Origin of the sequence: Microcella alkalica (assembly GCF_014595885.1) — a bacterium.
GTDB classification, from domain to species: domain Bacteria; phylum Actinomycetota; class Actinomycetes; order Actinomycetales; family Microbacteriaceae; genus Microcella; species Microcella alkaliphila_B.
Map to the genome: position 1 here is coordinate 377653 of NZ_JABUKC010000002.1, position 26264 is coordinate 403916.

Here is a 26264-nt window from a genome sequence, read left to right on the forward strand (position 1 = left end):
GCCCGGTCTCCCCTCGGGGAGCCGGGCCCGTTTCGCGCCCGCCACGGGCGGCGCTCGCGGTCGGCTGACGTTCGAACAAGGTTCGGCGAACGCTCAGTCAGCGGGCGGCACGGCACCAGGCCGCACCGGGTGCCGCTCGCGTAGAGTGCTGGGATGGCACTGCTCGAGACGATCCACGGCCCGCGCGATCTCGATCGACTGAGCGAGCCGGAGCTCGTCGAGCTCGCCGACGAGATCCGCCGGTTCCTCGTCGCCGAGGTGTCCAAGACGGGCGGCCACCTTGGGCCGAACCTCGGCGTGGTCGAGACCACGATCGCCATCCACCGCGTCTTCGACTCGCCCCGCGACGCCGTCGTCTGGGACACGGGGCACCAGTCGTACGTGCACAAGCTGCTGACCGGTCGTCAGGACTTCTCGCGACTGCGCCAGAAGGGCGGGCTCGCCGGCTACCCGCAGCGTTCGGAGTCGGAGCACGACATCGTTGAGAGCTCGCACGCCTCGAGTTCGCTGAGCTGGGCGGACGGCATCTCGAGGGCGTTCGAGATGACGGGTCAGAGCGACCGCCACGTCGTCGCGGTCGTCGGCGACGGTGCCCTCACGGGCGGCATGACCTGGGAGGCGCTGAACAACATCAGCGACGACAACTCGCGCAACCTCGTGATCGTCGTCAACGACAACGGCCGCTCCTACGCTCCGACGATCGGCGGCATGGCGCGCTTCCTCTCCGACGTCCGCACGCGTCGCGGCTACCGGCGCTTCCGTCGCTCGAGCGAGAGCTTCTTCGCCCACTTCGGTGCCCCCGGCCGCGCCTTCTACCGCGGCGTGCGCGGCGGCCTGCACGGCTTCCTCTCGCGTTTCACCAACAACGAGGCGCTCTACTCGAACCTCGACATCAAGTACGTCGGGCCGGTCGACGGCCACGACATCCGGGCGATGGAGCGCGCGCTGCGTCAGGCCAAGGAGTACGGCGCGCCCGTCATCGTGCACGCGATCACCCAGAAGGGCAAGGGCTACGAGCCCGCCCTCGCCGACGTCGCCGACCAGTTCCACGCCGTCGGGCAGATCGACCCGGAGACGGGGGAATCGATGGAGGTCGCCACCCGCCCGTCCTGGACGAGCGTCTTCGCCGAGGAGCTTGTGACCCTCGCCGACCGCGACGAGCGCATCGTCGGCATCACCGCCGCTATGCTGCGACCGACCGGCCTGCACAAGCTCGCCGAGAAGCACCCCGGCCGTGTGCTCGACGTCGGCATCGCCGAGCAGCACGCGGTCGCCTCGGCGGCGGGTCTCGCCTTCGGCGGCCTGCACCCGGTCGTCGCGGTCTACGCGACCTTCATCAACCGCGCCTTCGATCAGGTGCTCATGGATGTCGCGCTGCACCGCGCCGGCGTCACCTTCGTGCTCGACCGCGCCGGGGTCACGGGCCCCGACGGGCCGAGCCACCACGGCATCTGGGATCTCGCGATCCTGCAGGTCGTGCCGGATATCCGCCTCGCAGCGCCCCGCGATGCCACGCGTCTGCGCGAGGAGCTCGCCGAGGCCGTCGCCGTGCAGGATGCTCCGACCGTGCTGCGCTTCTCCAAGGGCTCGGTCGGCACCGAGTTCGACGCCGTGCGCCGCACCGACGACGGCGTCGACGTGCTGCGCGAGGCTCCCCACAAGGACGTCCTCATCGTGACGGTCGGGCCGATGGCGAAGATCGGCCTCGAGGTCGCCGATCGCCTCGCGGCGCAGGGTATTGGCGCGACCGTCATCGACCCGCGCTGGGTCGTGCCGGTCGCGGGCAGCATCATCGAGCTCGCCCGCGAGCACCGCATCGTCGTCTCGATCGAGGACGGCATCCGCGTCGGTGGCATCGGCACGCGCATCCGTCAGGAGCTGCGCGCCGCGGGGGTCGATACCGCCGTCGACGAGCTCGGTCTGCCGGACGAGTTCCTCGATCACGCCAGCCGCGACGAGATCCTCGACTCGGTGGGTCTCACGCCGCAGGCGATCGCCCGCGACCTCGTCGCGCAGGTGCTCGGCACGCGCATCCCGGTCGCGCGGCCCCTGCCCGACGACGCCGTGCTCGAGCGCGCGAGCGACAGCACCTCGTCGGGAGAGCTGCGCGGCGAGCGGGACTAGTCGGTGGCGCGCGAGTAGCGCAGCTCGACCGCGCCGTTCTCGAAGACTGTCGAACCCTCGAGGCGCCACGCGAGCGGCCCGCCCGTCGTCGGCAGCAGCCTCGCGCCGCGCCCCAGGGTGACGGGCATGACCGTGACGAGCAGCTCGTCGAGCTCGCCGAGATCGGCGAACTGCGCGGCCGTCGCGCCGCCGCCGACAACCCACACCGCTCGGTCGCCCGCCGCCGCGCGAGCCTCGGCCGCGACGCGCGCCGGATCGTCCGCGACCGGCCGGAGGTCGGCGCCCTCGATGACGGGGAGCGGGCGGTGCGTCAGCACCCATGTGGGGAGATCTGGGTACGGCCAGGGCTCGCCCGAGGCGGTCAGGAAGCGCAGGGTCGCGGCACCCATGACGATCGCGCCGACGCCTGCGAAGAAGCGGTCGTAGGAGGCCTGGAACGCCTCGAACCCGAAGGAGAGGAGCCAGTCGAGACCGTCGCGGTCATCGGCGATGTAGCCGTCGAGGCTCTGGGCGACGTAGTACTGCATGCTGCTCATCCCGACAGGGTAGGAGCCAGCACCGACACCGCGACGTCCAGGACGCGACGCGGACGACGACGGCCCCGGACATCCACGCGGATGCCGGGGCCGTCCTCGAGCGCGCTAGTGCGAGCCGCGGATGGGCGGATGGTGGAAGGTGTCGCCGAAGACGCGCTCCGACGCCCCCACCCGATCGAGGAACGGCGTCACGCCGCCCATCTGGAACGGCCAGCCGGCACCGAGAATCATGCACAGGTCGATGTCCTCCGGGGAGCTGACGACGCCCTCCTGCAGCATGCGGTGGATCTCGTCGGCGAGGCCGTCCTCCAGGCGCCGGGTCAGCTCGGCGACCGTGCTCGGCTGCGAGCCCGCAGGGCGGTGCTTCGCGACGATCGCGACCGCCTTCTTGTCGATGCCCTTCGGGTTGCCCTTGGCGTCCTTCTCCAGCAGCACGCCGGCCTCGGCGAGCTCGTGCAGCGCGGGGGAGGGGAAGAACCGCTCCGGGAACGCCGCGTGGTGCGTGTCGAGCACGTGGGCCCCCACCTTGAGGCCCACGAGGTCGAGCAGCACGAACGGGTCCATCGGCAGACCGAAGTGGCGCTGCGCCTCGACGACGTCCTCGAACGGCGTCCCCGTCTCGACGGCGTGCATCGCCTCGCCGAGCAGCTTCGCCAGGATGCGGTTGACCACGAACCCGGGGGAGTCAGCCGTGATCACGGCGTTCTTCTTGAGCCCCGCCGCCGTCACCATCGCCGTCGCGAGGGTCGCCTCGTCGGTCGTCGGCGTGCGCACCACCTCGATGAGCGGCATCACGGCGACCGGGTTGAAGAAGTGGAAGCCGACCACGCGCTCGGGGTGCTGCAGCTTCGCGCCGATCTGCTCGACCGACAGCGACGAGGTGTTCGTCGCGAGCACGGCCTCGGGCGAGACGTGCTGCTCGATCTCGGCGAACACCTGCTGCTTGATCGACAGCTCCTCGAAGACCGCCTCGATGACCCAGTCGCAGCCGGCGAAGTCGGCCTTGTCGGTCGTGCCCGTGACGAGGGCGCGCAGCCGGTTGGCGTCGTCGGCGTGCAGGCGACCCTTCTGCTCGAGCGCGGAGATCTCGCCGTGGATGTACGCGATGCCCTTGTCCACGCGCTCCTGATCGAGGTCGGTGATGATCACCGGAACCTGCAGGCGGCGCACGAACAGCAGCGCGAACTGGCTCGCCATGAGCCCCGCACCGAGCACGCCGATGCGGGTGACGGGCTTCGCGAGGCTCTTGTCGGGCGCGCCGGCCGGCTTCTTCGCCCGTTTCTGCACGAGATTGAAGGCGTAGATCGAGGCCCGGAACTGGTCGCCCGAGATGAGGTCGGCGAGCGCCTCGTCCTCGGCGGCGAAGCCCGTCGCCTTGTCGCTGCTCTTGGCGGCCTTGAGCAGGTCGAGCGCGACGTAGGGCGAGCGCGCGATCGTGCCGATGCGCTTCTCGAGCATGCTCCGCGCGATGCCGATCGCCGCATCCCACTTCACGGCCCGCTCGATCTTGCCGGGCTGGTTCGGCCGCTTGACCTTGGTGCGCCCCGCGATGACGTCGTCGGCCCAGCGGATCGAGCTCTCGAGGAAGGTCGCCGAGTCGAAGATCGCGTCGGCCATGCCGAGCTCGAACGCCTGCGTCGCCGTGAGCGTGCGGTTGTTCTTGAGCGGGTTCTCGACGACGACCTTGAGGGCGTTCTCGATGCCGATGAGGTTCGGCAGCAGCCATGCGCCGCCCCAGCCGGGGATGATGCCGAGGAAGACCTCGGGCAGCGCGATGGCGGCAGCATTGCGGTCGATCGTGCGGTAGTCGGCGTTGAGGGCCACCTCGACGCCGCCACCGAGGGCGAGGCCGTTGATGAAGACGAAGGACGGCACGCCCAGCTCACCGAGCTTGCCGAGCGCGTAGTGCCCGAGCTGCGCCATGAGCTTGCCGCTCGCGCGGTCGGGGATGCTCTCGACCTTCGACAAGTCGGCTCCCGCGGCGAGGATGAACGGCTTGCCTGTCACGGCCACGGCCGCGATCTCGCCGCGCTGCGCGCGAGCGGCCTGCTCGTCCATGACCGCGGCGAACTCCAGCAGTCCCTTCGGGCCGAGCGTGCTCGGGCGGGTGTGGTCGCGGCCGTTGTCGATCGTCACGAGGGCGAGGGTGCCGCCACTCGGGAGGGCGACGTCGCGCACGTAGGAGTGCGTGACGACCTCGTCCTCACTGAGGGCGAGCAGCGGCTCGAACTGCTCGACCGAGTACTGCGCGATGGCGCTCGTCATCTACTTGCCCTTCCGTCCGCCGCGGTAGTGCGGGTTCTCCCAGATCATCGACCCGCCCTGGCCGAGGCCCACGCACATCGCCGTGAGGCCGTACTGCACCTCGGGGTGCTGCTCGAACTGCCGAGCAAGCTGGATCATGAGGCGCACGCCGGAGCTGGCGAGCGGATGGCCGATGGCGATCGCGCCGCCCCACGGGTTCACGCGGGGGTCGTCGTCGTCGATGCCGAAGTGGTCGAGCAGGCTCAGCACCTGCACCGCGAAGGCCTCGTTGAGCTCGAACAGCCCGATGTCGTCGATCGACAGACCGGCCTTCTTCAGCGCCTTCTCGGTCGAGGGGATGGGCCCGATGCCCATGACCTCGGGCTCGACCCCGGCGAACGCGAAGCTCACCAGGCGCATCTTCACGCCCAGGCCGAGCTCCTTCGCGGCGTCGGCGCTCGCGAGCAGGCTCACGGTGGCGCCGTCGGTGAGCGGCGAGGCGTTGCCCGCCGTGACCCGACCGTGCGGCCGGAACGGGGTCTTGAGGCCCGCGAGACCCTCCATCGTGGTCTCGGGGCGCATGCCCTCGTCCATGGTGGCGAGGCCGTATCCCTGCTCGCTGCGCAGCGCCACCGGCACGAGGTCGGGCTGGATGTGCCCGGCGGCGTAGGCCGCGGCGACCTTCTGCTGGCTGCGCATGCCGAAGCGGTCGGCGCGCTCCTTGGTGAGCGCGGGGAAGCGGTCGTGCAGACGCTCGGCGGTCATGCCCATGTTGAGGGCGTCGCCGCTGACGAGCTTCTCGGCGAGGAAGCGCGGGTTCGGGTCGGCGTTGCCGCCCATCGGGTGACGGCCCATGTGCTCGACGCCGCCGGCGATCGCGACGTCGTAGGCGCCGAAGGCGATGCCGCCCGCGGTCGTCGCGACGGCCGTCATCGCACCGGCGCACATCCGGTCGATCGCGTAGCCGGGCACCGACATCGGAAGTCCGGCGAGGATCGCCGCGGTGCGGCCGAGGGTGAGCCCCTGGTCGCCCTCCTGCGTCGTCGCCGCGATCGCGACGTCATCGACGCGCTCCTTCGGCAGGTTCGGGTTGCGCTCGAGGAGCCCGATCATCGCCTTGACGATGAGATCGTCGGCCCGAGTGCCCCAGTACATCCCTTTTTCGCCTGCTCGCCCGAACGGAGTGCGTACTCCGTCGACGAAGACGACATCGGCTCGATCGGCCACAGTGCCTCCCTTGTCGGTGGTCAACCCTTCCAACCTAGGAGCGGCCCGCCACGCGGCCCGGATGCACTGCGCCTTCCTACGAAGCGCTCTCGTCGCCTTCGGCGGGGGCTTGGCTCGCCTCGACAAAGGCGAGGGCGATCGTCTGTGCTGTTGCGTCAATCTGCCAGGGGCGGGCCCCGAGCGCGCGGAGAGCATCCGCGATTGCCTCGGGGGTGCTCTCGGCCGGTGGGTGCCACGCCAGTCGGCGCAGATGGTCGGGCGTGAGCACGTTCTCTAAGGGGATGCCGAGCTCGTCGGCCACCGACTGCACGGCCGGCTTCGCGGCGCGCAGGCGGCGGTCGGCCTCCGGGTTGCGGTCGCCCCACGAACGCGGCGGGGGGATGCTCTCCTCCGACGATCGCAGCACCGGCAGCTCCTCCGTCGTGCGCCCCGCCTCGATCGCCGCCCACCAGCGGTCGATCTGCGAGCGGCTCGCCCGACCGTGGAAGCCCTGCAGGCCCGCCAGCTCGCGCTTGCTCGCGGGCATGGCGCGCGCCGCGACGACGATCGACGAGTCGGGCAGCAGTCGCCCGGGCGCGCTGTCGACCTCGCGGGCGTAGGCGTCGCGCGCGAGCCAGAGCTCACGGGCGACCGCGAGCGCACGCTGGCCGCGCACGGCGTGCAGCCCGGAGAGTCGGCGCCAGGGGTCGAGGCGCGGTTCGGGGGTCTCGCGCGCGAGCACCGCGGCGAACTCCTGTCGGGCCAGCTCGAGCTTGCCGGACTGCTTCAGCAGGGCGGCGATCGCGTCGCGCACGTCGACGAGCAGCTCGACGTCGAGTGCCGCGTAGGTGAGCCAGGCCGCGGGCAGCGGGCGTGTCGACCAGTCGGCGGCCGAGTGCTCCTTCGCCAGGTGGAGGCCGAGGGTGGCCTCGACGACCGCGCCGAGGCCGACGCGGGGGAGCCCTGCCAGTCGGGCGCCGAGCTCGGTGTCGAAGATCGTGACGGGGTCGAGTCCGACCTCGCGCAGGCAGGCCAGATCCTGGCTCGCGGCGTGCAGCACCCACTCCTCGCCGCCGATGGCGGCCTGCAGCTCGCTGAAGTCGCCGAGGGCGGGCGGATCGAACAAGAAGGTGCCGGCCCCGCGCCGGAAGACCTGGATCAGGTAGGCGCGCTGGGAGTAGCGGAACCCGCTCGCGCGCTCGGCGTCGACCGCGACGGGGCCCTCGCCCGCGGCGAGCGCGGCGACGGCGCGCGCGTACTGCTCGCGATCGTCGATGACCGTCGGCGTCGTGGCCGGCACCGCGGTGGGCAGGGGCTCGGCCTCCTCACCGGCGTGCGCTGTCACGTCAGCCACGCGGGCTCCGGCGGGTCGGCAGCACGGCGACGCCCTCGGGCGTCGGCGGGTAGCCGGCGATCATGCACAGCAGCTCCGACCAACCCTCGATGTGCGCCGAGAGGTCGTCGTCGAGAGGTGTCCAGGAGGCGCGGAGCTCCAGCTGCGCGCCGCTGCCCTGCGCCGCGAGCTCGCCGTAGCCGGTCGACAGCACCTTCGTCGCGGTGCCGCTCGCCGCCGTGTACCGCGCACCGCGGGTCTCGAGGGCGTCGACGAGCCACGCCCACGTGACGTCGGCGACGAAGGGATCCAGCCCGATGTCGACCTCGAGGGGAGCCTGCGCGAAGCAGACGATGCGCACCGAGCCGTTCCAGCCCTCCGGTGCCGTGGGGTCGAAGAGCACGATGAGGCGCCCGGTGCCGAGGTCGGAGTCGTCGGCGTGGCGCGCGGGGTTCACATCAGCGGCGAGCGCGTGCGCGAAGGGGGCGAGCCCGCTCGGCGCCGGGATGGCGCGCACCTCCAGCTCGGGTCGCAGCACCGCGGCGTCGACCGTGGCGATGAGGGCGTCGAAGACCTGCTGCGGCGTCGGAGCGGGCGAGGCGGGCACGAGTGCACCCTACGAGCAGTTGCTACGGTGCACGAGTGAGACTCGCCGACCTGGGGGGAGCATCCGCCTCGTCGCGGCGGGGGAGGCGCGCCCTCGCCCCGTTGCGCGGCACCGCGATGCTCGCCGCTGCCCTCGTCGGCACGGCCGTGATCGTCGCGGTCGCCGCCTCGATCGCGACGGCGGTCACCATGGCGCGTCGCGTCGTCACGCCCGTGCGCGAACGGCCCGAGGACATCGTGGTGCACGGCGTCGAGCGCGGCGCGGTCACGCTGTCGCGCACGGCCGACACCGTGCTGCCCGGCCGCTACGGGCTGTGGTTCGACGGCGACCGCGGGCATGCCCGCCTCGGGCGCATCCTGCGGGAGGACGAGGGCTCGGTGACGCGCGTCGTGGAGTCGGTGCAGCACGGCGACCTGAGGCGAGCGGGCACCGCGCGCATCGGCGGCGCGTTCTACGCGGGGCCGCTCGACGTGGGCGCGGTCGAGCGCGAGCTCAGCATCCGCACCCCCGTCGGCGACGCGCCCGCCTGGTTCGTGCCCGGCGCGAACGACGGGAGCGGCCACGGGGAGGACTGGATCATCCATGTGCACGGCCGCGGCGCCACGCGCGCCGAGGGGCTGCGCGCCGTGCCGCTCGCCCGCGAGCTCGGGTGGGCGAGCCTGCTCATGAGCTATCGCAACGACGGGGATGCCCCGCCGAGCGCGGACGGCCGGTACGCGCTCGGCGCCGCCGAGTGGCGCGACCTCGAGGCCGCCGTCGCGCGAGCGCACGAGGAGGGCGCGCGCCGCATCGTCGTAATGGGGTGGTCGATGGGCGGGGCGATCACGCTCCAGTTCCTCGTGCGATCGCCGCTCGCCTCCCGCGTGGTGGGCGTCGTGCTCGAGTCGCCCGTCATCGACTGGGTGACCGTGCTGCGGTTCCACGCCGGCCTCGCGCACGTGCCGCGCCCCGTCGGGGAGGCCGCGCTCGCCCTCCTCGGGGCGCCCGCTGCGGCCCCCTTGCTCGGCCGCGAGGACGCCATCGACCTGGCGAGCCTCGACCTCGTCGCGCGCGCCGACGAGCTGCGGGTGCCGGCGCTCATCCTGCACAGCGATGACGACGGCTACGTGCCGATCGACGCCTCGCTGGCTCTCGCCGCTGCCCGACCCGACCTCGTCACGCTCGAGCGCTTCGCCCTCGCCGGGCACACCCGACTGTGGAATCTCGACCCCGAGCGGTGGGAGGGCGTCATCTCCCGGTGGCTGCGTCAGCTCGACGAGCCCACCGCGCGTACAGCACGCCCTCGTCGTCGGTCAGCAGCTGCCGCGGCGCCCATCGACTGAGCGCGGGGCCGGCATCCGGCAGCAGTCGCAGCCCCGAGCCGCCCAGCCGCGGCACCGTGGTGAGACAGAGCTCGTCCACGAGCCCCGCGGCCAGCAGCAGCGCGGCCAGCGAGGGCCCGCCCTCGCACACCACACGGGCCACGTCGCGCGCGCGGAGCGCCGCGAGCAGGTCGGGGGCGGCGAGGGATCCACCGCGATCGGAGACCGCCACGTGCTCATGCGGCACGGCGCCGAGGGAGCGCGACACGGCATCCGCTGCCGCCGGCGGCGCGAGCACGAGCACGGGGGCGGCGCCTTCGCGCGGCTCGAGGCCGTGGCCGGTCAGGTCGCCGGAGCCCGAGACCACGGCGAGCTGCGCCCGCTTCGGCAGCCGGTACCCCTCGGCGCGAACGCTCTCGGCACCGACGAGCAGGACGTCCGCGTGCTCGCGGATCACGCCGAGGATCATGCGGTCGGCGCCGGCCGTCAGCGACTCCGAGGTGCCGTCGTCGCCGGTGACGCGGCCATCCAGCGTCGTCACCAGATTGAGGCGGATGCTCTCGCCCTCGCCCGGCGCGTACCAGTCGAGCAGTCTCGCGCGGGCGCCCTCGTGCTCGGTGTCGAGCTCGACGGCGGGCCCGGGCGTCACGCGCCGCAGGATCACGCCGCGGCCTCGCGCACCTGTCGCTTGATGCGCCCCAGCATGCCGGTCATGCCGCTCAGTCGCAGCGGGCTCACGACGCGGGTGAGGCCGAGCTCGAACGCCACATCGCCGGGCGTCGCGAGCACCTCGTCGACGCCGAGGCCGCTGAGCCCCTGGGCGAGGATCGAGGCGAAGCCGCGCGTCGTGGGCGCCTCGGGCGGGGCGGTGGCGTGCACCCGCACGACGCCGCTCTCGACCTCGACGACGATGAACACGGGCGACTGGCACTCCTCGACGCGCTCGAGCAGCTCGGGGTGGTCGCGGAAGCGCTCGGGCAGCTCGGGCAGCTCGTTCGAGAACTCCAGCAGCAGTTGCAGCCTGTCCGACTCGCCGAGCTCGAGGAACTCGTCGCGGATCTCGGCCAGTGCGGCGGGCAGCCTCGGCTCGGTCATCGGGCTCCCGTTCCGGGAGCGGTGCCGGGCTCGGCGCCCGTGACGATCGGCACGCGCACGGCACTGCCCCACTCCGTCCACGAGCCGTCGTAGTTGCGCACGTTCGGCACGCCCAGGAGGTGGCGCAGCACGAACCAGGTGTGACTCGACCGCTCGCCGATGCGGCAGTAGGCGACGACCTCGTCGGCGTCGCCGATGCCGGCCTCGTCGCGGTAGATCGCTGCGAGCTCGTCGGCGGTGCGGAATGTGCCGTCCTCGTTGGCGGCGCGAGCCCACGGCACGCTGCGCGCGGTCGGGATGTGCCCGCCGCGCAGGGCGCCCTCCTCGGGATAGGCCGGCATGTGGGTGCGCTCACCGCTGTACTCCTCCGGTGAGCGCACGTCGATGAGCGGCTTGCCGAGGTGCGCCAGCACGTCCTCCTTGAAGGCCCGGATGCTCGCATCGTCGCGCTCGACGACCGGGTAGTCGACGCGCTCGCGCGCAGGCCGCTCGGTCGTCATCGCTCGGCCCTCCGCGACCCAGCGGTCACGGCCGCCATCGAGCAGGCGCACGTCGTCGTGGCCGAAGAGCGTGAAGACCCACAGCGCGTAGGCCGCCCACCAGTTCGAGCGGTCGCCGTAGAGGATGATCGTGGTGTCGCGGGCGATGCCGTTGCGGCCCATGAGCTCGGCGAACGCGGCGCCGTCGATGTAGTCGCGCACGATGGGGTCGTTGAGGTCGGTGTGCCAATCGATCTTGACCGCGCCGGGGATGTGCCCCGTCTCGTAGAGCAGCACGTCCTCGTCGGACTCGACGACGACGAGCCCCGGGTCGTCGAGGTGCTCCTCGAGCCAGGCGGTCGACACGAGCCGCTCGGGGTGGGCGTACGACTGGAACTTCTCGAACGGATCGGGGGCGACGGGCATCGGGGCGACCTCTCACGGCGGGCGGATCAGGGAGTGCGACGAGCGCTCCAGGCGTAACGCACGAGCGGCCGCCGGTATTCTTGACAGGCCGCGCGCGCCTGACTCTACGCACTCCGGGTGCGCGGCTCCTGGGGCTCGCCACCGACCCGGGCGGCGAGTGCGACCTCCGCGACCGAGGGGCGACCTTCCCGTGAATCCTGCGTCGAATCCCGCGTCGACCGTTCTGCGGCTGACCGACCGCCAGCCGCTGCTGTCGGCGAGCGAGCTGCTGGGGCACCTGACGCCTCCGCCGCAGTTCTCGGCCGCGAGCCTGGAGAACTACGTGCCCGACCCCGCGCACCCCTCGCAGGCGGAGGCGGTCGAGGCGATCCGGCGCTTCGCCGACGGCGCTCCGGACGACGCGCCCACGGGGTTGCGCGGCCTGTTCGCGCGGAAGGCGCCGACCGTCGTGGAGAAGCCCGGCATCTACCTCGACGGCGGATTCGGCGTCGGCAAGACCCACCTGCTCGCGGCGCTGTGGCACCGGGTCGGCGGCCGCAAGTACTTCGGCACCTTCATCGAGTACACGGCGCTCGTGGGCGCGCTCGGCTACCAGCAGGCGGTGCAGCACTTCCGCGGCGCGAGCCTCATCGCGATCGACGAGTTCGAGCTCGACGACCCGGGCGACACGATGGTCATGTCGCGCCTGCTGGGCGAGCTCGTGCAGAGCGGCTCGCGCATCGCGGCGACCTCGAACACGCCGCCGCACGCCCTCGGCGAGGGCCGCTTCGCCGCCCAGGACTTCCTGCGCGAGATCAACGCCCTCGCCGACCGCTTCGACATCCACCGCATCGACGGCGACGATTACCGCAAACGCGACATCGAGGGCCACGCGGTCGTACTGTCGGGCGACGAGCTGGCCGAGCGCGTGGCCGCCGAGCGCGGCACGGTCACGGTCGACCCGTTCGCCGCGGTGCTCGCGCACCTGGCCACCGTGCATCCGAGCCGGTACATCGGTCTCATCGACGGCCTCGACGCCGTCGCGTTCACCGACGTCGCGCCGCTGCGCAATCAGACGGATGCGCTGCGCCTGGTCGCGCTCGTCGACCGCCTCTACGACGCGCAGGTGCGGATCCTCGCCACGGGCATCCCGCTCGATCAGGTCTTCACCGACGACATGCTCGCGGGCGGGTACCGCAAGAAGTACCTGCGCGCCGCGTCGCGCATGATCGCGCTGACCACCGCATCCTGAGTCTCGGTGCGCGCCCCGCTCGATAGGATCGTCTCCGGAGCGCCGGGAAGTCTGGTCGGCCCGCCCTCGCGAGGCGAGCGCGGTGAGCCGCACCGACGACCCCGACGGAGACACCATGACGCCCGTGCAGTCCGGCGCCCAGCGCTACCGCGAGAGCCTGTGGATCGAGCAGATCCTCCGCAAGGAGACGGTGGGCGGCGTCCTCCTGCTCATCGCCACGGTCATCGCGGTCACGCTCGCGAACTCGGCGGTCGCCGACGGCTACTTCGCACTGCGCGACACGTACGTCAGCGTGGGCTTCGGCGATGCCGAGTTCCGGATCTCGGTGGGGCACCTCGCCGCCGACGGACTGCTCGCGATCTTCTTCTTCCTCGCCGGGCTCGAGCTCAAGCGCGAGTTCGTCGCCGGTGAGCTGCGCGACCCGCGGCGCGCGCTCGTGCCGGTCGCGGCCGCCTTCGGCGGCGCCGCGCTGCCCGCTGTGATCTTCACCCTTGTCAACCTCACGCAGGGGCCGGAGGTGCTGCGCGGCTGGGCGATCCCGCTCGCGACCGACATCGCCTTCGCCCTCGCGGTGCTCGCCGTCGTCGGCACCTCGCTGCCGATCGCGATGCGCACGTTCCTGCTGACCCTCGCCGTCGTCGACGACCTCATCGGCATCACGGTGATCGCCTTCTTCTACACGAACGATCTCCAGCCGCTCTTCCTTCTGGCGGCGGCGATCGGACTCATCGTCTTCGGCCTGATCGCCCAGCGCTACCAGGAGCTGTTCCGTCTGCGGTCCACCGCCGCGTTCGCGATCCTTGCTCCGATCGGACTCGTCGTCTGGTTCTTCATGTACTCCTCGGGGGTCCACGCGACCGTCGCCGGGGTACTGCTCGCGTTCACGGTCCCCGTCCTGGCGCGCGGCGGCGAGGAGGACGGCCTCGGTGGCCACGAGGGGCTCGCCGAGAAGTTCGAGCACGGGCTGCGGCCGATCTCGGCGGGCTTCGCGGTGCCGGTGTTCGCGTTCTTCTCCTCGGGCGTCGCGGTCGGCGGTCTCGAGGGCCTCGTCGAGGCCGTCACCTCCCCGCTCGCGTTGGGGATCGTCGCGGGGCTCGTGCTCGGGAAGACGATCGGCATCACCGGAGCGGCGTGGCTCGTCACCCGCCTGCCCGGTGTGAGCCTGCCGCGCGGCGTGCAGTGGGTCGACATCCTCGGGCTCGCGATGCTCTCCGGCATGGGCTTCACCGTGTCGCTGCTCATCAGCGAGCTCAGCTTCGGGCAGGGCGACCCGCTCGACGACGTGGCCAAGGTGGGCATCCTGCTCGGGTCGCTGCTCGCGGCGCTCTTGGCGAGCGCGCTGCTCCTCGCTCGCAACCGCCACTACCGTCAGCGCCGCGCGGAGGACGCGCGCGACTCGGACGGCGATGGCGTGCCGGACGCGTTCGACGACCCGGCGAACGCTGTGCGCTGACCGGGGGAGCTCGGGGCGGCGCGTAACGCGATGTTTACGCGCCGCCGTGCCGTGTAACAGCGCCGAAACAGGGCGACACCGTTCGTGAAACCTCGCGCACCGACACTTCGAGAGCGCCCGGTCCTCGCCGGGGGGCCGGAGACCCTACGACCGGCCCTCGAGTCGGGCGCCTCCTTCATCACGGCAAGAGAGGTTCCCCATGGATCAGGGCAACACCACCTTCATCCTGATCGCCGCCGCGCTCGTCCTGCTGATGACTCCCGGTCTCGCCTTCTTCTACGGCGGCCTCGTCAAGGCGAAGAGCGTCATCAGCATGATGATGCTGAGCTTCGGTGCGATCGGACTCATCGGCGTCCTCTGGGTGCTGTACGGCTACGCGATCACGTTCGCCAACAACGTCGGCATCGACGGGCTCATCGGCATCGACACGGGCGCGATCGGACTCACGAGCCTGCTCGAGGTGCCCGAGGGCGCCGCATTCCCGCCGCTGGCGTTCGCGGCCTTCCAGGCGACCTTCGCGATCATCACCGTCGCTCTGATCTCGGGCGCGATCGCCGACCGTGCGAAGTTCGGCGCGTGGATGGTGTTCGCGGGCATCTGGGCCACCGTCGTCTACTTCCCGGTCGCCAGCTGGGTGTTCAACTTCACCCTCGGCGAGGACGGCTCGTTCGTCGACGGGGGCTGGATCACCTACGGCCTGCAGGAGACCTTCGGCGTCGGCGCCATCGACTTCGCCGGCGGCACGGCCGTGCACATCAACGCCGGCGCCGCGGCTCTCGCCCTCGCGCTCGTGCTCGGCAAGCGCATCGGCTTCGCCAAGGGCGCCCACGTGCCCCACAACCCGCCGTTCGTGCTGCTCGGTGCTGGCCTGCTGTGGTTCGGCTGGTTCGGCTTCAACGCCGGCTCGGAGCTCGCCGCCGACGGTGTCGCCGCCCTGGCGTTCATCAACACGATCGCCGCCCCGGCCGCCGCGCTGCTCGCCTGGCTCGTCGTGGAGAAGATCAAGGACGGCAAGCCGACCTCGGTGGGCGCCGCCTCGGGCGCCGTCGCGGGCCTCGTCGCGATCACGCCGGCCTGCGCCTCGCTCACGCCGGGATGGGCCATCGTGCTGGGCCTCATCTCGGGCGCCGTCTGCGCCCTCGCGGTCGACCTGAAGTTCAAGTTCGGCTTCGACGACTCGCTTGACGTCGTGGGCATCCACCTCGTCGGCGGCCTCGTCGGCACCCTGTACCTCGGCTTCTTCGCCAACGGCACCGGCCTCATCTACAGCGGCGAGTTCACGCAGCTCATCGTGCAGGCCATCGCGGCGATCGCGGTCATGGTCTACTCGTTCACCCTCGCGTTCATCATCGGTCTCGCCATCGAGAAGACGATGGGCTTCCGCGTCAAGGAGGAGGACGAGCTCGCCGGCATCGACCCGATCGTGCACGGCGAGGAGGGCTACGTGCTCGAGGCGACGCGCTGATCGCCTGACCGCTCGACCGGCGCCGTACGGCGCACGCGGGGCGCTACCCTTCGACCGGGTAGCGCCCCGTCGTCGTGCGCACCCCGTCCAGGAGGCCCCCGTGACCTTGAGTGACCCCGCGCTGCAGCTGGCGTGCGCGCTGCTGGTGCTGCTCGCCCCGGTCGGGGTGCTGCTCGGACTGGGTCGCGTCGAGCGCCGACAGGCGGCCGTCGCCGTCGCGGGCGGCGTGGCCGGCGCCGCGGCGTCGCTGCTGGGGGATGCCCTGGCCGGCCCGTTCACGGATCCGCCAGCGCGCATCCTCGACGCCGCGATCGCGGCCGCCGTCGCCGCGACGCTGGCGAGTCTCGCCGCCCGCCGGCTCGGGCCGCTCGGAGGCGTCGTGCTCGCCGGCGCGTGGACGGCCCTCGTCTATCAGCCGGTCGTCGCCGCCGTCATCGGGGAGTTCCCGACGCTCGTGCAGGCGACCCTCGGGGCGGTGGACTTCGCGGGCGCGCTCGCGACGCACGTGGCGCTGGGCGGCGCGCTGCTCGTGGTGCATCTGCTACCCGCACCCGCCCTCGTCGGCGCGGCTGGCGTCGACACGCGCGGCGTGGGGTGGCTGAGAGCCGTGCTCGCCGCGGCCCTCGTGCTCGTCGCCGCCTCGGCCTGGTTCGTCGGCGTGGAGCGCGTCGTCGACGCCGCCACGCCGCGGCTGCTGCTTAACGGCGTTCTCGGCATCGCGCTCGCGACGACGCTGTGGCTGCTGGTCGAGCGCATCGGGTGGGCCCGCGTGACGCCCTCCGGCGCCGTGGCGGGCGCCTGGGCCGGTTGGGCGGCGGTCGGCATCGGCGCGCCGTTCCTCGCCCCGCCCGCGCTCGTCGCGGCCGCGGTGCTCGGCGGTGCGATCGGCTCGGTGCTGAGCGGCGCGGGCGCTCGGGAGGCACCGGGGTCGGCACCGCGGCGGTCGTGGACGGTCGGGGTGCTCGGCGCCACCGCGGCTGGGGGCGTCGTGACCGCGCTGCTCGCCGACGGGTTCGGGCTCGCTGCGACCGGCACGCTGCTGCTCGCGGGTGCCGAGCTCGCCGCGGTGCTCGCCATCGGGGCCCTCTCGGCGATCGGCGGACTGCTCTGCTGGTCGCTCGCGAGAGCGGCGATGGCGGTCGCTGTGGCGTTCAGCCGGTTGCGGTCTCGCTCCGCAGCGGCTCGAGTGCCTCGAGGATGAGCTCGAGGCCGAAGACGAACTGCTGGGCGGGGTCGAAGCCCGCCTCCATGAGGGCCGCGGCCGACTCGTGGAGGTATGGGAAGCGATCCTGCGGCAGCTGCGGCAGGTACACCGCCTCGGTCATGTCGGCCAGGTCGTCTGCGCTCGTGAACGGCAGGCTCGCCTCCTGCAGTGCGAAGCCGTAGACGTAACTGTCGAGCAGCCAGTTCGCGTGCGTCGCCATGACGGGCGAGAAGCCCGCGCGGCGCAGGCACGCCATGACCGCCTCCCGGTGGCGCAGGGTCTCCGGCCCGGGGGAGACCCGCGACTCGAGCACGCCGACGGCCCATGGGTGGCGGGCGAGCACGGCGCGCGCCGAGATCGATCGTCGCCGCATCGCGGCGCGCCAGTCGTCGCCCTCGGGCGCGTCGATCTCGGCGAAGACGACGTCGGCCATGGCGTCGAGCAGCTCGCTCTTGTTGGCGACGTAGTGGTAGAGCGACATGGCGCCCGCCCCGAGTGAGGTGGCGAGCTTGCGCATGCTCAGCCCCTCCACGCCATCGGCGTCAGCGAGGCGGATCGCCTCCGCGACCACTTGCGCGCGGCTCAGGCCGGTCTCTGCCGCGGGAGCGGGGGGCTGGGTCGTGCTCTCGAGATCGTCCGGCTGTGCCACTTGACAATCGTACACCGTACGAGGCAGAGTTCGACGCGCGTCGTACGGTGTACGAACGCTTGACGACGGGCCTCTGCTCGATGCCCGTGAACCCTGCGAGAGGACACGAAGATGACCACCCGAACGACCCTGGCCGACCTGCGGGCCGCGACCGCCGCATCCGCCCCCGCCGTGCCGCCGCAGCTGCGGCTCGCCGCCGCCTGGACCAGCCTCATGTTCCTGGTGCTCTACATCGACTACTACCACCTGTACCAGCCGGGTGAGATCGACAGCATCCGCGACGGCGTCATCTTCGCGTTCGAGATCAGCGGGATGCTCATGACGATCTTCTTCGTGATCATCGCGATCCCGACCCTCATGATCATGCTGTCGGCCACGCTGCCGGTTCGCGCGAACCGCACCGTGAACCTCGCCGTCGCCGGGCTGTACATCCCGATCATGGTGTTCAACGCGGCCGGCGCGACATGGGACTACGCGGTCTACTACGCCGTCACAATCGGCGTCGAGCTGGTCATCCTCGGTTACATCCTGCGCACCGCGAGCCGCTGGAAGTAGGCGACTGCGGCGCGACCGAAGACGCCCGAGAGGGGGGAGTGGTGGGCGATACCAGACTCGAACTGATGACCTCTTCCGTGTGAAGGAAGCGCGCTACCAACTGCGCCAATCGCCCGTGCGCCACCATCTTGCCACAACTCCGCGGGCCCCCGTGCACGCCGCTGCGGCGTCGTCGCGGGGGCCCGAGCGCGGGATGACACGCCCGGTCCGCCCGGTTTGGCATCGCTCGAAAAGGTCGGCTATGGTTTCCATGTCAGCCGGAAACGGCGGGCGACAATGCGGATGTGGCGCAGTGGTAGCGCATCACCTTGCCAAGGTGAGGGTCGCGAGTTCGAATCTCGTCATCCGCTCGAGTACGGCCCCTCGGTAGTGGGGCTGCACCCACGGTGGCGTGGCCGAGAGGCGAGGCAGCGGCCTGCAAAGCCGTGCACACGGGTTCGAATCCCGTCGCCACCTCGCACTCCCACCGGATGCACCGGCGGTGCGAGGCAGTCACTACCGAAGCACCACCCCGGGCGATTGGCGCAGCGGTAGCGCGCTTCCCTGACACGGAAGAGGTCACTGGTTCGATCCCAGTATCGCCCACCAGAGAGCCCCCGAGAGATCGGGGGCTTTTCCGTTTCAGGGCGCGGTGCTCGATCAGCCTGCCGGATGCTCCACGGCGCGCCGCGCCGCTACGCTCGCGCCGTGACCTCCTTCGCCGACAAGCCGACCCTGCACGGCGAGCGCGTGCTGCTGCGCCCCATCGTCGCGGGCGACGCCCCGTGCATGTGGGCCGACCTCGCCGACGCCGAGGCCATGCGGCTCACCGGCACGACGGCGACCTTCACCCGCGAGCAGATCGACGCCTGGGCGGCGAGCCGCATCGACCAGCCCGATCGCCTCGACCTCGCCGTGGTCGATCGCGAGACCGGCGCGTGGGCAGGGGAGGTGGTCGTCAACGACCTCGACGTCGACAACCGCTCGTGCGGGTTCCGCATCGCGCTGCGCGGCTCCGCACGCGGCCGCGGGCTCGGCAGTGAGGCGACGCGACTGCTGGTGGGCTACGTGTTCGACATCGTCGACGAGCCGAGCATCCACCGCATCGAGCTCGAGGTGTACGCGTTCAACGAGCGCGCGATCCGCACCTACGAGCGTGTCGGCTTCGTGCGCGAGGGCGTGCGCCGCGACGCGCTGCGCTGGGGCGACGAGGTCACCGACGCCATCATCATGAGCTGCCTGCGCACCGACCCGGGACGACCGCGGCTGCGCGCCGACGCCCTGCGCTGAGTGACGCCAGCACGTTCCGCGTCCTCGGAGCCCGCGCTCAGGCGCCTCTTCGCCTGCTCGGCCAGCATGGAGCGATGCGCCTTCGAGCCTTCGCCGCCGTCAGCGGCCTCGCCTACACGGGGCTCGTGCTGCTGCTGACGATCGGCCCGGTGCGGCAGCGCTTCGTCGAGTCGGAGGCCGACCGCGGCGTGCTCGACTGGCGCAGCTGGTTCGAGCTGACCACGTGGCGCGAGGGCACGGTGAGCGAGTTCGTGGCCAACGTCGCGCTCTTCGTGCCGTGGGGCGCGCTCGCCGTGCTCGCTCTGGGGGCGAGACGGTGGATGCTCGCCGCGGCCGGCGCGGGTGCCCTCACCCTGGCCATCGAGATCGCACAAATCCCGCTCGCACGCATCTCCGACCCTCGAGACCTCGTCGCCAACGCCCTCGGCGCGCTGCTCGGCATCGCGCTCGGCGCCGCGCTCGAAGCGGCGCGCCGCGGGAGCCGCGAGGGCGGGCCGACCGCCTCGGGGGCCGGCGGTGGACGGACGCTCGAGCGGGCATCCCGCTGACGGGGCGGGGCGGCGCCCGCCAGTAGGCTGGAGGTCGATCACCGACCCCGCTGAAGGAGCCCCGTGTCTGAGCACGCCGTCGAGCAGTCCACGCCGAGCGAGGGGGCCGCCGAGCCCCAGGCGGTCGTGGCCGAGACGACGACCGACGGCTTCGGGCTCTTCACCGACCGCTCCGTCGTCGCGATGCGCGTCGATGGCGAGCTGCGCGACCTCGCCCACCGCGTCGAGCCGGGCACGCGCGTCGAGCCCGTCACGATCGGCAGCCCCGACGGCCTCGCGATCCTGCGCCACTCGACCGCGCACGTGCTCGCCCAGGCGGTGCAGCAGATCAACCCCGACGCCAAGCTCGGCATCGGCCCGCCCGTCACCGACGGCTTCTACTACGACTTCGACGTCGCGACCCCGTTCACGACCGACGACTTCGCCGCGCTCAGCAAAGCCATGGAGCGCATCGTGCGGCAGGGGCAGCGGTTCATCCGCCGCGTCGTGACGGAGGAGGAGGCGCGCGCCGAGCTCGCGCACGAGCCGTACAAGCTCGAGCTCATCGGGCTCAAGGGCTCGGCGGCCGAGGGCAGCGACGGCGAGAGCGTCGAGGTCGGCGCCGGCGAGCTGACGATCTACGACAACGTCGACCCCAAGACGGGCGAGGTGCACTGGAAGGACCTCTGCCGCGGGCCGCACCTGCCGAGCACCCGCATGATCGGCAACGGCTGGCAGCTCATGCGCGTCGCGGCCGCCTACTGGCGCGGCAGCGAGAAGAACCCGCAGCTGCAGCGCATCTACGGCACCGCATGGCCCAGCAAGGACGAGCTGCGCGCCTACACCTCGCGCCTCGAGGAGGCCGCCAAGCGCGACCACCGCAAGCTCGGCGTCGAGCTCGACCTGTTCAGCTTCCCCGACGAGATCGGCTCGGGGCTGTCGGTGTTCCACCCCAAGGGCGGCATCATCCGCGCCGAGATCGAGAACTACATGCGCCAGCGCCTGCTCGAGAACGGCTACGAGCTCGTGTACTCGCCGCACATCACGAAGGGGCAGCTGTTCGAGACCAGCGGCCACCTGCAGTGGTACGAGGAGGGCATGTTCCCGGCGATGCACCTCGACGAGGAGCGCGACGCCGACGGCACCGTCACCAAGCAGGGGCAGAACTACTACCTCAAGCCCATGAACTGCCCGTTCCACAACCTGATCTTCCGCGCGCGGGGTCGGTCGTACCGCGAGCTGCCGCTGCGTCTGGCCGAGTTCGGCACGGTGTACCGCTACGAGAGGAGCGGCACGCTCTCCGGTCTCACGCGCGTGCGCGGCCTCACGCAGGACGACGCCCACATCTACGTCACGCCGGACCAGGTGAAGGCCGAGGTCGCGAGCCAGCTGCAGTTCGTGCTCGAGACGCTGCGCGGCTACGGGCTCGACGACTTCTACCTCGAGCTGTCGACCCGCAACCCCGAGAAGTCGGTCGGCAGCGACGAGCTGTGGGAGCAGGCCACCGAGACGCTGCGGCAGGTCGCCGTCGACTCCGGCCTCGAGCTCGTGCCCGACCCGGGTGGCGCCGCGTTCTACGGCCCGAAGATCTCGGTGCAGGCGCGCGACGCGATCGGCCGCACCTGGCAGCTCTCGACCGTGCAGCTCGACTTCAACCAGCCCGAGCGCTTCGAGCTCGAGTACGCCGCCTCCGACGGCTCGCGCCAGCGCCCGATCATGATCCACCGCGCCCTCCTGGGCTCGATCGAGCGCTTCTTCGCCATCCTGCTCGAGCACTACGCGGGCGCGTTCCCGGCGTGGCTCTCGCCCGTGCAGGTCGTCGGCATCCCCGTCGCCGAGGAGTACGCCCCCTACCTGCAGGAGGTCATCGACCGGCTGCGGGCGCAGGGCGTACGCGCGGAGCTCGATCGCAGCGACGACCGCATGCAGAAGAAGATTCGCACGCACACCGTGCAGAAGGTGCCCTACCTGCTCATCGCGGGCGAGGAGGATCGCGCGAAGGGCGCGGTCAGCTTCCGGTTCCGCGACGGCACGCAGGTGAACGGGGTGCCCGTCGACGAGGTGGTCGAGCGCATCACGAGCACGATCCGCTCGCGGTCGGCCGAGCTGTAGGGCGAGCATCCGATGACGATCGAGCACGGTGAGGATGCTGCGCCCGCGTCGATCGACGACGTGACGGTCGAGCGCGCGGCCGGGTTCGCCGCCGTTCCCGACGGCTATGCGCGGCTGTGGACGCCGCACCGCATGGCGTACATCCAGTCGCACCACGTCGAGGAGAGCAGCGACGAGTGCCCGTTCTGCCGGGCGCCCCGCCTGACCGACGAGCAGGCGCTCATTGTCGCGCGCGGCGAGCTCGCCTACGTCGTGCTCAACCTCTACCCGTACAACAGCGGTCACGTGCTCGTCTGCCCGACGCGGCACATCGGGCTCTACGACGAGGCGACCGAGGCGGAGACGGCCGAGATCGCGGCGCTCACGCAGACCGCCATGCGCGTGCTGCGCGAGACGATGCGCTGCGACGGCTTCAACATCGGCATGAATCAGGGCAGGCTCGCCGGTGCGGGCATCGCCGAGCACCTGCACCAGCACATCGTGCCCCGCTGGAGCGCCGACGCGAACTTCATGCCGATCATCGCCGGCACGAAGGCGATGCCTCGACTGCTCGGCGACGTGCGCGACGAGATCGCGGCGGCCTGGCCCCGCTGATCGGCCCGGATGCCCCGCCTCGGGCTCAGCGCACCTGTCGCACCTCGAACTGCATCCGCGGGTGGGCGTAGGCCTCCTGCGACTGCACGAGCTGCAGCTCGCGCTCGCCGGACTCGAGCGTGGTGGTGAGCAGGTCGAAGACGCTCGAGGCGGTGCGGGCGAGCGCGGCGGCGGCGTCGCCCGTGCGGCGGTAGTGCGCGGTGAACAGCGCCGCCGTGACGTCGCCCGAGCCGTTGGCCTTCATCGGCAGCTGCGGCGTCGTGACGATCCAGGCGCCCTCGTCGTCGACCGCGAGCATCTCGAGCGTGCCCTCCTCGCGGTCGGGCCGCTCGACGCTCGTGACCAGCACTGTGCGCGGGCCCATCGCGCGGGCGAGGTCGACCGAGGTGAGGGTCGACTCGAGCGTGTCGGGCTCGGTGCCGGTGAGGTAGCCGAGTTCGAACTGGTTCGGGGTGATGAGGTCGGCGGCCGGCACGACGCGCTCGCGCAGCAGCACCGGGATGGCCGGCGCGACGAAGCAGCCGCTCTTCGCGTTGCCCATGACGGGGTCGCAGGCGTAGATCGCCGCGGGGTTCGCCGCCTTGATGCGGGCGACGGCGTCGAGGATCACGTCGGCGATGCCCTCCGAGCCCTGGTAGCCGGAGAGCACGACGTCGATCTGCGGGAAGGCCCCGCGCTCCTCGATGCCGGTGATGACCTCGCGCACGTCGTCGGGGCTGATGAGCGGGCCGCGCCACGCGCCGTAGCCGGTGTGGTTGGAGAAGTTCACGGTGTAGACCGGCATCACCTCGACGCCGATGCGCTGCAGGGGGAACACGGCCGCGGAGTTGCCGACGTGGCCGTAGGCGACGGCGGACTGGATCGAGAGGACCTTCATCCTCCGATCTTCGCACTCACGCGGAGCGCGACTGGCCGCTCGCAGCGCCCACGGCCGCCGCGATGTCGGCGGCGAGGCGTTCGGCTTCGGGGTCATCGAGATCGTGCACGGTGAGCCGGAGCCGCCGATCGGTCGGCACGCTGCCGAGCGAGAACTCGTCGCCCGTGCGCGCGAGCCAGCCCCGTCGCATGAGGCGCTCGGAGACCTCGCGAGCGGGCACCGGCAGGCCAACCCAGAGGTTGAGCCCGTCGCCGGCCTCGGTGGGCACGCCCAGCTCGGTGAGTCGGGCCGCGAACGCCTGATTGCGCTCGGCGTAGTGGTCGCCCGCGCGCGCGATGCCCTCCAGGACGGCGGCGTCGGTGACGAGCGCGAGCGTGAGGCGCTGCAGCAGGTGGCTCACCCAGGTGGTGCCCGGCGTGAGGCGCATCGCGAGCCGTTCAGCGGTGTCGGGGTCGGAGGCGGTGACGGCGAGGCACATGTCGGGGCCGAGGAACTTCGAGACCGAGCGCACGAGCGCCCAGCGCCGGTGCTCCGGGCCGATGAGGGAGCGGAACGGCGCCCGCGACAGCATCGAGAAGTGGTCGTCCTCGATGACGAGCACGTAGGGATGCTCGCGCAGCACCGCGCGCAGCTCGGCGGCGCGCCGCTCCGACAGGCTCACTCCCGTGGGGTTCTGGGCGCGAGGCGTGCAGACGACGGCGCGCACGCCCTGCTCGAGCGCCGCGCGCAGCCCGGCCACGGTCATCCCCTCGTCATCGACCGGCACCGGCACCGCTCGATAGCCGCCGACGCGCACCGTGTGGATGCTCGTGAGGAAGCACGGGTCCTCCAGCGCGACGGCGTCGTCGCGCACGAGCGCCTGCGCCAGCAGTCGCTCGACGGCGTCGCCGGCACCGCTCGTGATCGTCAGCCGCAGCTCGGCGGGCGCGAGGTCGGCGCGCATCCACGCCTCGGCCCATCGCTCGAGGCCCGGGTCGATGACCGGCTCGCCGTAGAGCACGCGGTGCCCGACGGCGCGGGCGAGGGCCGACGACGGGTCGGGGATGAGCGCGGGGTCGGGGTTGCCGGTGGCGACGTCGCGCAGCACTGTGTCGGGGGCGAAGCCCTCCTGCGCGACAGGGGAGCGGCCGGCGACCCGCGTGCCGCCCCTGCCGCGTGTCACGACGAGGCCGGCCTGCGCGAGCTGGCCGTAGGCGGCGACGGCGGTGTTGCGGTTGACGCCGAGGCCCTCGGCGAGCGATCGCACGGAGGGCAGCGCATCCCCCGACTGGAGGGTGCCGCGCTCGATGAGCTCGCGTACGCTCGCGGCGATCTCCGCGGCCGAGCGGCCGGTGATCGGTGTCGTCATGCCGAGGTCCCCACGGTTGAGAATCGAGTGTCTCGACCATGCTATCTTTTGGCCTAGGCCATTGCGATCAGCCGGCCGCAGCCCGTGCGCTGACGCGCGCCCTCCGTCGAAGGGAACCCCCATGAGCACTGCCGAGACCGGGTCGAGCCGCGTGAAGCGCGGCCTCGCCGAGATGCTGAAGGGCGGCGTCATCATGGACGTCATCGACGCCGAGCAGGCGCGCATCGCGGAGGACGCCGGGGCCGTCGCCGTCATGGCGCTTGAGCGCGTGCCCGCCGACATCCGCGCCCAGGGCGGCGTCGCCCGCATGAGCGACCCCGACCTCATCGACGAGATCATCGCCTCGGTCTCGATCCCCGTCATGGCCAAGGCGCGCATCGGCCACTTCGTCGAGGCGCAGGTGCTGCAGTCGCTCGGCGTCGACTACATCGACGAGTCGGAGGTGCTGAGCCCGGCCGACTACGTGAACCACATCGACAAGTGGCCCTTCACGGTGCCGTTCGTCTGCGGCGCCACCAACCTCGGTGAGGCGCTGCGCCGCATCAACGAGGGCGCGGCGATGATCCGCTCGAAGGGCGAGGCGGGCACGGGTGACGTCTCGGAGGCCACCAAGCACATCCGCACCATCAAGGCCGAGATCAACCGCCTGACCTCGATGACGAAGGACGAGCTCTACGTCGCGGCGAAGGAGCTGCAGGCGCCCTACGAGCTCGTCGCCGAGATCGCCGAGACCGGCAAACTGCCCGTTGTGCTCTTCACCGCCGGCGGCGTCGCGACGCCCGCGGACGCGGCGCTCATGATGCAGCTCGGCGCCGACGGCGTGTTCGTCGGCTCGGGCATCTTCAAGTCGGGCAACCCGGCCAAGCGCGCCGCCGCGATCGTCAAGGCGACGACCTTCTACGACGACCCCTCGGTCGTCGCGGAGACCTCGCGCGGACTCGGCGAGGCCATGGTCGGCATCAACGTCGCCGACCTGCCCGCGCCGCACCGACTCGCCGAGCGTGGCTGGTAGCGCTCCGGTCGTCGGCGTTCTCGCCCTGCAGGGGGATGTCCGCGAGCACCTGACCGCGCTGCGCGCGCTGGGCGCCGACGCGCGCCCGGTGCGCCGGCCGGAGGAGCTCGCGGCCGTCGACGGGCTCGTGATCCCCGGCGGCGAGTCGAGCGTCATCGACAAGCTCTCCCGCGCTTTCGGCATGCAGCAGCCGCTGCGCGAGCGCATCGCCGAGGGCCTGCCGGTGTACGGCACGTGCGCCGGGCTCATCATGCTCGCCGACGAGCTCCGCGATGCCATCGCGGGGCAGCAGACCCTGGGTGGGCTCGACGTCGTCGTGCGCCGCAACGCCTTCGGCAACCAGCTCGACTCGTTCGAGACCGACATCCCGATGCCGGCTCTTGGCGATGAGCCTGTGCACGCGGTGTTCATCCGCGCGCCCGTGGTCGAGTCGGTCGGCGAGGGCGTCGAGGTCATCGGGCGCCTCGCCGACGGCCGCATCGTCGCGGTGGAGCAGGGCGCCCTGCTGGGCACGAGCTTCCACCCGGAGGTGTCGGGCGAGCTCCGCTTCCACGAGCGGTTCCTGGCGAAGGCTCGCGCCTTCGCCGCGTCGCGCGCGGCGTAAGGAGATGCGCGGG

At 71.9% G+C, this 26264-nt stretch carries 24 protein-coding genes and 4 tRNA genes; 16 read left to right on the top strand and 12 right to left on the bottom strand.

Translation table 11 applies throughout. The features are described from left to right. The first annotated feature begins 153 nt into the window (after positions 1-153). Complete coding sequence (dxs, locus tag ID804_RS06255; protein WP_169078161.1) at positions 154-2124, top strand: 1-deoxy-D-xylulose-5-phosphate synthase; 1971 nt, start codon at positions 154-156, stop codon at positions 2122-2124. Here dxs and ID804_RS06260 read toward each other — a convergent pair. The 5 genes from ID804_RS06260 to ID804_RS06280 all read right to left on the bottom strand — a co-directional run bounded on the left by ID804_RS06260 (position 2121) and on the right by ID804_RS06280 (position 8050). Further along, positions 2121-2660 carry a dihydrofolate reductase family protein gene (locus ID804_RS06260; RefSeq protein WP_223158989.1) on the bottom strand — a complete coding sequence of 180 codons (540 nt, stop codon included), beginning with the start codon at positions 2658-2660 and terminating at the stop codon, positions 2121-2123. The two genes, dxs and ID804_RS06260, sit on opposite strands and share 4 nt — an antisense overlap. 105 nt (positions 2661-2765) lie before the next feature. Then, on the bottom strand, positions 2766-4925 hold the full coding sequence (locus tag ID804_RS06265; protein WP_169078163.1) for a 3-hydroxyacyl-CoA dehydrogenase NAD-binding domain-containing protein: 2160 nt from the start codon (positions 4923-4925) through the stop codon (positions 2766-2768). Further along, a complete protein-coding gene (locus ID804_RS06270) occupies positions 4926-6131 on the bottom strand; it encodes a thiolase family protein (protein ID WP_169078166.1) in 1206 nt (401 codons plus the stop codon). 76 nt (positions 6132-6207) lie between these two features. Beyond that, positions 6208-7464, bottom strand: a complete 1257-nt coding sequence (locus ID804_RS06275) for an HRDC domain-containing protein (protein WP_169078167.1) — start codon at positions 7462-7464, stop codon at positions 6208-6210. Next, positions 7457-8050, bottom strand: a complete 594-nt coding sequence (locus ID804_RS06280) for a DUF3000 domain-containing protein (RefSeq protein ID WP_169078169.1) — start codon at positions 8048-8050, stop codon at positions 7457-7459. Before ID804_RS06280 ends, ID804_RS06275 begins: the two co-directional genes overlap by 8 nt. 35 nt (positions 8051-8085) lie before the next feature. Between ID804_RS06280 and ID804_RS06285 the strand changes: the two genes are divergently transcribed. After that, the gene (locus ID804_RS06285; protein ID WP_169078171.1) at positions 8086-9372 is read left to right on the top strand and encodes an alpha/beta hydrolase family protein; all 1287 of its coding nucleotides are present in this window, start codon (positions 8086-8088) and stop codon (positions 9370-9372) included. Here the strand turns inward: ID804_RS06285 and ID804_RS06290 are convergent. From ID804_RS06290 to ID804_RS06300, 3 genes are read right to left on the bottom strand one after another with little or no spacing between them, the layout of a single operon-like run. Beyond that, positions 9278-10000 (bottom strand): dihydrofolate reductase family protein, encoded by a 723-nt coding sequence (locus tag ID804_RS06290; RefSeq protein ID WP_169078173.1) that lies wholly within the window; start codon positions 9998-10000, stop codon positions 9278-9280. The two genes, ID804_RS06285 and ID804_RS06290, sit on opposite strands and share 95 nt — an antisense overlap. 11 nt (positions 10001-10011) lie before the next feature. Then, entirely contained in the window at positions 10012-10446 is a 435-nt protein-coding gene (locus ID804_RS06295) for a SufE family protein (RefSeq protein ID WP_169078175.1), read from the bottom strand. Beyond that, entirely contained in the window at positions 10443-11351 is a 909-nt protein-coding gene (locus ID804_RS06300) for a sulfurtransferase (protein WP_169078177.1), read from the bottom strand. Before ID804_RS06300 ends, ID804_RS06295 begins: the two co-directional genes overlap by 4 nt. 190 nt (positions 11352-11541) lie before the next feature. On the opposite strand from ID804_RS06300, the gene zapE reads away from it, so the two are divergent. The 4 genes from zapE (at position 11542) to ID804_RS06320 (ending at position 16701) form a co-directional block, all read left to right on the top strand. After that, positions 11542-12582 (top strand): cell division protein ZapE, encoded by a 1041-nt coding sequence (gene zapE / locus ID804_RS06305; RefSeq protein WP_169078179.1) that lies wholly within the window; start codon positions 11542-11544, stop codon positions 12580-12582. Positions 12583-12664: 82 nt separating this feature from the next. After that, positions 12665-14035 carry a Na+/H+ antiporter NhaA gene (gene nhaA, locus ID804_RS06310; protein WP_317451195.1) on the top strand — a complete coding sequence of 457 codons (1371 nt, stop codon included), beginning with the start codon at positions 12665-12667 and terminating at the stop codon, positions 14033-14035. 199 nt (positions 14036-14234) lie between these two features. Beyond that, a complete protein-coding gene (locus tag ID804_RS06315; protein ID WP_169078181.1) occupies positions 14235-15500 on the top strand; it encodes an ammonium transporter in 1266 nt (421 codons plus the stop codon). Between the two features lie 100 nt (positions 15501-15600). Beyond that, positions 15601-16701, top strand: coding sequence for a hypothetical protein (locus ID804_RS06320; protein ID WP_169078183.1), 1101 nt, complete (start codon positions 15601-15603; stop codon positions 16699-16701). Here ID804_RS06320 and ID804_RS06325 read toward each other — a convergent pair. Beyond that, complete coding sequence (locus ID804_RS06325; protein ID WP_317451196.1) at positions 16652-17353, bottom strand: TetR/AcrR family transcriptional regulator; 702 nt, start codon at positions 17351-17353, stop codon at positions 16652-16654. The two genes, ID804_RS06320 and ID804_RS06325, sit on opposite strands and share 50 nt — an antisense overlap. A 111-nt stretch (positions 17354-17464) precedes the next feature. Between ID804_RS06325 and ID804_RS06330 the strand changes: the two genes are divergently transcribed. Beyond that, a complete protein-coding gene (locus ID804_RS06330) occupies positions 17465-17908 on the top strand; it encodes a DUF6326 family protein (protein ID WP_169078185.1) in 444 nt (147 codons plus the stop codon). A 39-nt stretch (positions 17909-17947) separates the two neighbouring features. Here the strand turns inward: ID804_RS06330 and ID804_RS06335 are convergent. Then, a tRNA-Val gene (locus tag ID804_RS06335) sits at positions 17948-18023 on the bottom strand. Positions 18024-18186: 163 nt separating this feature from the next. Here ID804_RS06335 and ID804_RS06340 point away from each other — a divergent pair. The 7 genes from ID804_RS06340 (at position 18187) to ID804_RS06370 (ending at position 22410) form a co-directional block, all read left to right on the top strand. Further along, positions 18187-18258, top strand: a tRNA-Gly gene (locus ID804_RS06340). A gap of 35 nt (positions 18259-18293) precedes the next feature. Further along, positions 18294-18364, top strand: a tRNA-Cys gene (locus tag ID804_RS06345). A gap of 57 nt (positions 18365-18421) precedes the next feature. Then, positions 18422-18496, top strand: a tRNA-Val gene (locus ID804_RS06350). Between the two features lie 99 nt (positions 18497-18595). Further along, entirely contained in the window at positions 18596-19177 is a 582-nt protein-coding gene (locus ID804_RS06355) for a GNAT family N-acetyltransferase (protein WP_317451197.1), read from the top strand. A gap of 74 nt (positions 19178-19251) precedes the next feature. Further along, the gene (locus ID804_RS06360) at positions 19252-19725 is read left to right on the top strand and encodes a VanZ family protein (protein WP_169078189.1); all 474 of its coding nucleotides are present in this window, start codon (positions 19252-19254) and stop codon (positions 19723-19725) included. 183 nt (positions 19726-19908) lie between these two features. Further along, positions 19909-21816 (top strand): threonine--tRNA ligase, encoded by a 1908-nt coding sequence (thrS, locus tag ID804_RS06365; protein WP_211161088.1) that lies wholly within the window; start codon positions 19909-19911, stop codon positions 21814-21816. A 12-nt stretch (positions 21817-21828) separates the two neighbouring features. After that, entirely contained in the window at positions 21829-22410 is a 582-nt protein-coding gene (locus ID804_RS06370; protein ID WP_169078193.1) for an HIT family protein, read from the top strand. Positions 22411-22435: 25 nt separating this feature from the next. On the opposite strand, the gene pdxY is transcribed toward ID804_RS06370, so the two are convergent. Both pdxY and ID804_RS06380 read right to left on the bottom strand, forming a co-directional pair. Continuing rightward, a complete protein-coding gene (gene pdxY / locus ID804_RS06375) occupies positions 22436-23287 on the bottom strand; it encodes a pyridoxal kinase PdxY (RefSeq protein WP_169078195.1) in 852 nt (283 codons plus the stop codon). Between the two features lie 16 nt (positions 23288-23303). Next, positions 23304-24635 (bottom strand): aminotransferase class I/II-fold pyridoxal phosphate-dependent enzyme, encoded by a 1332-nt coding sequence (locus ID804_RS06380; protein ID WP_169078197.1) that lies wholly within the window; start codon positions 24633-24635, stop codon positions 23304-23306. A 121-nt stretch (positions 24636-24756) separates the two neighbouring features. Between ID804_RS06380 and pdxS the strand changes: the two genes are divergently transcribed. Both pdxS and pdxT read left to right on the top strand, forming a co-directional pair. Beyond that, the gene (gene pdxS / locus ID804_RS06385) at positions 24757-25647 is read left to right on the top strand and encodes a pyridoxal 5'-phosphate synthase lyase subunit PdxS (RefSeq protein ID WP_169078199.1); all 891 of its coding nucleotides are present in this window, start codon (positions 24757-24759) and stop codon (positions 25645-25647) included. After that, the gene (pdxT, locus tag ID804_RS06390; RefSeq protein WP_169078201.1) at positions 25637-26251 is read left to right on the top strand and encodes a pyridoxal 5'-phosphate synthase glutaminase subunit PdxT; all 615 of its coding nucleotides are present in this window, start codon (positions 25637-25639) and stop codon (positions 26249-26251) included. Before pdxS ends, pdxT begins: the two co-directional genes overlap by 11 nt. The last annotated feature ends 13 nt before the right edge of the window (positions 26252-26264 follow it).

Excerpts from the sequence above, each read along its gene's own strand:
- pdxS (WP_169078199.1), top strand. The coding sequence starts at position 24,757 with ATGAGCACTGCCGAGACCGGGTCGAGCCGCGTGAAGCGCGGCCTCGCC.
- ID804_RS06260 (WP_223158989.1), bottom strand. The coding sequence starts at position 2,660 with ATGAGCAGCATGCAGTACTACGTCGCCCAGAGCCTCGACGGCTACATC.
- pdxY (WP_169078195.1), bottom strand. The coding sequence starts at position 23,287 with ATGAAGGTCCTCTCGATCCAGTCCGCCGTCGCCTACGGCCACGTCGGC.
- ID804_RS06360 (WP_169078189.1), top strand. The coding sequence starts at position 19,252 with ATGCGCCTTCGAGCCTTCGCCGCCGTCAGCGGCCTCGCCTACACGGGG.
- ID804_RS06330 (WP_169078185.1), top strand. The coding sequence starts at position 17,465 with ATGACCACCCGAACGACCCTGGCCGACCTGCGGGCCGCGACCGCCGCA.
- ID804_RS06265 (WP_169078163.1), bottom strand. The coding sequence starts at position 4,925 with ATGACGAGCGCCATCGCGCAGTACTCGGTCGAGCAGTTCGAGCCGCTG.
- dxs (WP_169078161.1), top strand. The coding sequence starts at position 154 with ATGGCACTGCTCGAGACGATCCACGGCCCGCGCGATCTCGATCGACTG.
- ID804_RS06300 (WP_169078177.1), bottom strand. The coding sequence starts at position 11,351 with ATGCCCGTCGCCCCCGATCCGTTCGAGAAGTTCCAGTCGTACGCCCAC.
- ID804_RS06315 (WP_169078181.1), top strand. The coding sequence starts at position 14,235 with ATGGATCAGGGCAACACCACCTTCATCCTGATCGCCGCCGCGCTCGTC.
- thrS (WP_211161088.1), top strand. The coding sequence starts at position 19,909 with ATGCGCGTCGATGGCGAGCTGCGCGACCTCGCCCACCGCGTCGAGCCG.
- ID804_RS06370 (WP_169078193.1), top strand. The coding sequence starts at position 21,829 with ATGACGATCGAGCACGGTGAGGATGCTGCGCCCGCGTCGATCGACGAC.
- ID804_RS06380 (WP_169078197.1), bottom strand. The coding sequence starts at position 24,635 with ATGACGACACCGATCACCGGCCGCTCGGCCGCGGAGATCGCCGCGAGC.
- ID804_RS06295 (WP_169078175.1), bottom strand. The coding sequence starts at position 10,446 with ATGACCGAGCCGAGGCTGCCCGCCGCACTGGCCGAGATCCGCGACGAG.